The following is a 4,856-nucleotide window of genomic DNA, read 5'->3' as shown; positions in this document are numbered from 1 at the left end:
ACGTCCTATACGCCATGCTCCGCGACAAGATCCCCTACCAACCACGCCCGACAGGCCCCGTCCCCGCTTGACGAAACCCATAGGGACACCCCCCCACCTGACCACCGTGCGTTCATCGATGGCTGCTCCGCGCCCTGGTAGGTGTGCAGGTACTGGATGAGGGGCCCCACCGTTCGCCGTCACGGCCCAGCAGCCGCAAGAGCGCCTGCGTGCGATCGTGGCGCATCGCGACCGGCAATGGGTCGTGCAGCGTGATGCTCCGAGCGCGCTGATCAGGGGCCTCACCTCGTCGACGGGTGGCCCGCAGCGCTGGCGCTCCTCGGCGCTACGCTACGCCCGTCGACAACCGCCGTCCTGCATGGTGACCATATCGTCCTATGTGAGCAAGTACCTCGCATGAGAGTGAGATCATCCAGAGAGCTGAACGCCGCCAATCAGGATGTCCATTACCAGGCGGCATAGAGTGATGTCGCCTGGACGGAACGCCTAACTTCCGGCCTGAAGGTTCTCTCGGCGCCGCTCAAAAGTCATGGCCGCTCGATGACCTTGGCGCGGCTGTGCGGCAGGGCTGCCGCTCGCTGTTCCGTCGCTTGCAGCGCTACCAGTTTCTCCGATTTCCAGCAATAGCCCCAGTTGACACCGTTGACATCGGTCACGTTCTGTTGCTCGAACCGGTCGAAGCCCGACGGGAGTAGAACGGCAGCGCCGGTGCTGAACCTGATGTGTCGATCGTGCGGGAATGGATGGGCAGACGTTCCTCTGGTGAGGCTCAATGACACTTTGCAGACTCGGCCAGGGCGCGAGGGGCTCCAGGCCGCGAGCAGGGCCGCAGCGGTGTGGTCGACGTCTACCGATGGCGCTTGGGGGAAGCGGTCAGCGATGATGTGGACCTCGGCGCCCGGGGCCATGACTTCATCGATAAGCCTGAGCATCCAAGCCACGTGCCCGGTCGCGTTGCTGGTGCGGCCAGTGGTCGCTCGCCAAAGGCGTGCGAAGTAGTAGCGGTCGACGATCGTCGCCGTGCGCGCCCCGGCGGCGAGCGGCTCGAGCACATCTGTTTGGAATCGGCTCCGTGAGCTGCCGTGCGGAAGGAATCCGTCGTCGGCAAGGTTCCGAAACCTCTCGATCGCTGGGCTGAACGCGGCGCCGTACGTGGTGGCCACATCGGGGCTTAGGCCGGGGATCGTCAGGAGGCCCTTGTCCGCGGGCACGCCAAGCTTCGAGCAGGAAGCGGAGGCCACAACAGCGACGTCGGCGGCGCTCTTCCACCGCGCACGAAGATCGTCGATGTCTTTGATATTGGCCAGCGGGGTGGTGTTGGGCTTTTGTACGGAAATGCGCTTATGCTTCTGGAACGACACAAGCACCTCACTCCACAGTTTTCGAGCATCCGGAGGAAGCCCCGGACCGTTCCGGATCGCGTAGAGCAGGTCGGAGACATCAGGATCGCTGGCGAAGGCAAGCCGCCCGTAAGCCCGCAATCGATCGAGTAGAAGGCGGTGGAGGGTCACTGCTGCCGCGGGAGGCAGGTCGGCGGTGTCCAGAGCGTTCGAGGCGATAGCGACGCGGGCGTGCATTAGAACGCTCCGAACATGTCATCGAGCCGCTCGTCGAAAAATCCGTGCGGCCACTCGTCCACGAAGTTTCCCTCCGAGTCGAGCCGGAGCCGGTGCACGACGGCGCGGCCCCGGTCGTCCTGGTCGATGTAGATGACCGCCACGTCGCTTGCATCGAGTACCCCCTCACGGATGCGCCGCTGCAGGCGCAGCACAATGTGCTCGCTGTGGGTCTCAATGATGAGCTGATTCCCGCGGCCGCCCGCCTGTGCCGTCTCGATGAAGAGGTCGGCAACCCGGGACTGCAGTCGGGGATGCAGGTGGGTCTCCGGCTGCTCAATCATGATGATCGACTCCCGCCGTGACAGTAGCTCCACCACGATCGGAAGAAGTTGGCTGATGCCGAAACCGACGTCGGCGGGGGTAACCCGAACACCGGAGCGTTGGTCGGTCAGTACGATGGTGACGAGGTCTCCCACAAGATCTGCGGCGTATCCGCTGTTCAGCGGCACCACCTCCATCGAGTACGGCACCTCGAGGCGAGCCATCCACTCGTTCACCTGCTCGACCGCGCTGAGGTGGTCGAAGAGGAACATCGCGGTGTGCATCCCGTCGCCGGGATCCGAGCCGGTCGACGTGCGGTCGTAGACGCGCCTCGGCGCGGAACGAAGCGGTCCAAGCCAGACCAGGCTTTCCAGCAGTTGCTGGACCTCGGTGGAGATACCCGAGGCGATCCGGGCCACCCTGCCGGCGTACGCGGTGGCGAGGTTGTGGTCCTGAAAACCGGGCATCACTTGTAGGGATCGTGACAGGAGCGGCTCCGGACCGGGCAGAAGCCCATGGCGCCGAAGTGGAAGAGCGGAGCCTCCGGTTCGGAGAGCCCGTAGCGCACGCCGGGCGTTGTTCTCCTGGTTACGCTGCCATTTGGCTACGTCACCACGTGAACGGTCCTCGCTGAATGGGTAGATCAGAGCGCCCAAGCCAATGTCACGGAAGAGTTCCGCTGCATGCTCGAGATTGGTCCGCAGAAGGTCTTCGTCCGCATCAAACTGCAATACATGAGAACCAAAAGCGAACCTGGTCGTGTGTAGAGCACCCGGAGCCAGCGTACCGGTCGCGAAACTCCAGTCGACTGTACGAGGAAGGGTCGGGTCCACCGTCCCTTCAGGAGGCAGCCAAGAGGGCAGCACGCCATAGGTCAGGCCCAAGCCGACCCAGGCGGCAGCGTGCTGGTGCACCACCGCCGGGAATCCTCCTGCATTGGCGAGCGGGCCCTGGGTGACGAGCCCGTCACGTGCCATGGACTGTTTGAGCAGCAACATCGCTTGGATGACGCTGGACTTGCCGGCGGAGTTCGCGCCGTACAGGAGAGTCAGTGGTGCGAGGTCGATGGTCCCATTCGGCCCGAACGCCTTGAAGTTGGCGATCTGGATTTGGGTGAGCATGGTGCGCTCAGGCGCGGGATGAGTGACCGCTTCCGGAGGCGGGTCATCGAGGAACCGCCGAGGATGAAGCCCCTTACGACAGTCGATGTCAATCGCCGGAACGATGCGTGCCAAGAAGCCATCAGCATCGACAGTGCCCGTCTGCCGGTAGCGACGGACAAGGCTGGCCAGTTTTCCAATCGCCTGGGGTGGAAGCTCAAGTTCCCCCTTGCCCGTGGCCTCGATCGTGCTCTCCGCATCGATGAACAGCACCCTGTTCCGGCATCTCTTCGTGGCGGCGTTGCGCAGCAGCCAAATGACCGTGGGAACGACGGTGTGCCGGAACAGCCCTCCAGGCAGCGAGATGATGGCCTCAACGGCGTCACGGGCGAGAAGTTCTTCTTGGCTCGCCGTATGCGGCGGGAAGACGCTGTTGGGCGTCAGGACCACCGCAGCCCGGCCACCCCTTTTCAAGGTGCCGAGGGCGAGAGCAAGCCAAGCCAGATCGCCTGGTTGCGTGACGGCTGAGCGAGAGGCCCTCTCCGTTCCCTGGAGGTACCGAGCGAACCGCCGCTTGCTGTCGTACTCCTTGCGCAGGCCCCATGGTGGCTGCGCAAGGACCACGTCCGCGCTGCTGGGTTCGAACTCCTCAAAGGCGTCCCCGACGTTGATCCACTGGTAGACGTCGTGGATGTAGAGGCGCATCCGGGCTCTCAACGCCGCGCGGGCGTTCGCGTCGTTGCCGCTTACACGGACATTAGGTGCGCTGGCGTGTGCGGCCAGCAGGATGTTGCCCGACCCGCACGCTGGATCGTGGACGTCGTCGCCGGCCTCTACCGTCAGTGCCGCGAGCAGTTCGGCAACGGACCTCGGCGTAGTGAACTCGGCGAACTCAGCTTTGCTGTGGCCACCTCGTTGCTCCAGCGCGTCGAGGACCGCATCGTAGGTCACGGCCACGGTTCGGCGAAGTCCATCGAGGTCTGCAGTGTCCAGCCGATCGACGATCTTGACCAACTCTTCGAGGGCAAGGCAAAACGAGTCGGACCGGTCCACCCGCCACCCGTCGGTGTCGTCGAACGGAAACAGCCGCGGCAGCAGTTCGGCCTTCCGCTCCGGGCTGGCCAGTGCCAGCTCAGACCACGCGCCTTTGGCAGGATGCCGCATCGCCGCCGTTGTCCATCGAACGAACAGGACTTCCAAGACCAGGTCAGCGCCGCGTTCGATGCCGATGCCCCGGACCGCTTCCAGCAACCGCCAGCTAAGTAAGGCCTCGGCACTTTGCCGCCGCGGCTCTGCCCCATCAATCACCGTAGGGTCCCATCACACCCGGGAGCTGCAAGTGAACCTCATCCGGGCAGCATACGTCCCATGACCTTCGTAGCGAGCACAGCGCGTTCCTCGTCGACCGGCTCAGCGGCGCCACACCTGACGATAAGAGACCGTGGGCTTGACCCGTTTCGACGGACAGGGTCGGTGAGTTGATCTTCAGGCTGTCCTGAGAGCGGGTAGCAGGCTGATGATGGTGCCGCTCTCGTAGGTAGCAGGGCTGAGGTAACCGAGGCTGGAGTGCCGGCGACGAGTGTTGTACCAGCCCTCGATGTACTCGAATACTGCCTGGTGAGCGGCCTTGCGAGTGGGCCATGCCTGACGGTGGATCAGCTCGGTTTTGATGGTGGAGAAGAACGATTCGGCGACGGGTTGTCCCAGCACTGCCCGCGCCTGCCGACACTGAGCCGGACGCCGTGCCGCTTCGCGAGGCGGGCTGCTGGGCACTGGTGTATTGACCGGTTTCAACCAGTCGTTGCAACACGACTGTCCTGAGCGGACGGTAACAGATCGTTAAGGGCTTCGCCGGGCGTTCTCCACCCGAGTGCCT

2 protein-coding genes and 1 pseudogene are annotated in these 4,856 nt (G+C 64.0%); all 3 read right to left on the bottom strand.

The genetic code is table 11. The features are described 5' to 3' along the window. Positions 1 to 527 precede the first annotated feature (527 nt). A complete protein-coding gene (locus AB0I71_RS32340) occupies positions 528 to 1,577 on the bottom strand; it encodes a hypothetical protein (RefSeq protein WP_357591144.1) in 1,050 nt (349 codons plus the stop codon). After that, entirely contained in the window at positions 1,577 to 4,288 is a 2,712-nt protein-coding gene (locus AB0I71_RS32335; protein ID WP_357591142.1) for a DUF3696 domain-containing protein, read from the bottom strand. Before AB0I71_RS32335 ends, AB0I71_RS32340 begins: the two co-directional genes overlap by 1 nt. 177 nt (positions 4,289 to 4,465) lie before the next feature. Next, positions 4,466 to 4,740, bottom strand: a pseudogene (locus AB0I71_RS32330) (integrase core domain-containing protein); the annotation flags it as partial. Between the last annotated feature and the right edge of the window lie 116 nt (positions 4,741 to 4,856).

This window comes from Micromonospora sp. NPDC049891 (assembly GCF_040660295.1).
Taxonomy (GTDB): domain Bacteria; phylum Actinomycetota; class Actinomycetes; order Mycobacteriales; family Micromonosporaceae; genus Micromonospora.
Note: the sequence above shows the minus strand (reverse complement) of the source record. Positions and strands in the feature narration are given on the sequence as shown.

What these genes read in the sequence shown, in the direction of transcription:
- AB0I71_RS32340 (WP_357591144.1), bottom strand. Translation starts at nt 1,577, where the DNA reads ATGCACGCCCGCGTCGCTATCGCCTCGAACGCTCTGGACACCGCCGAC.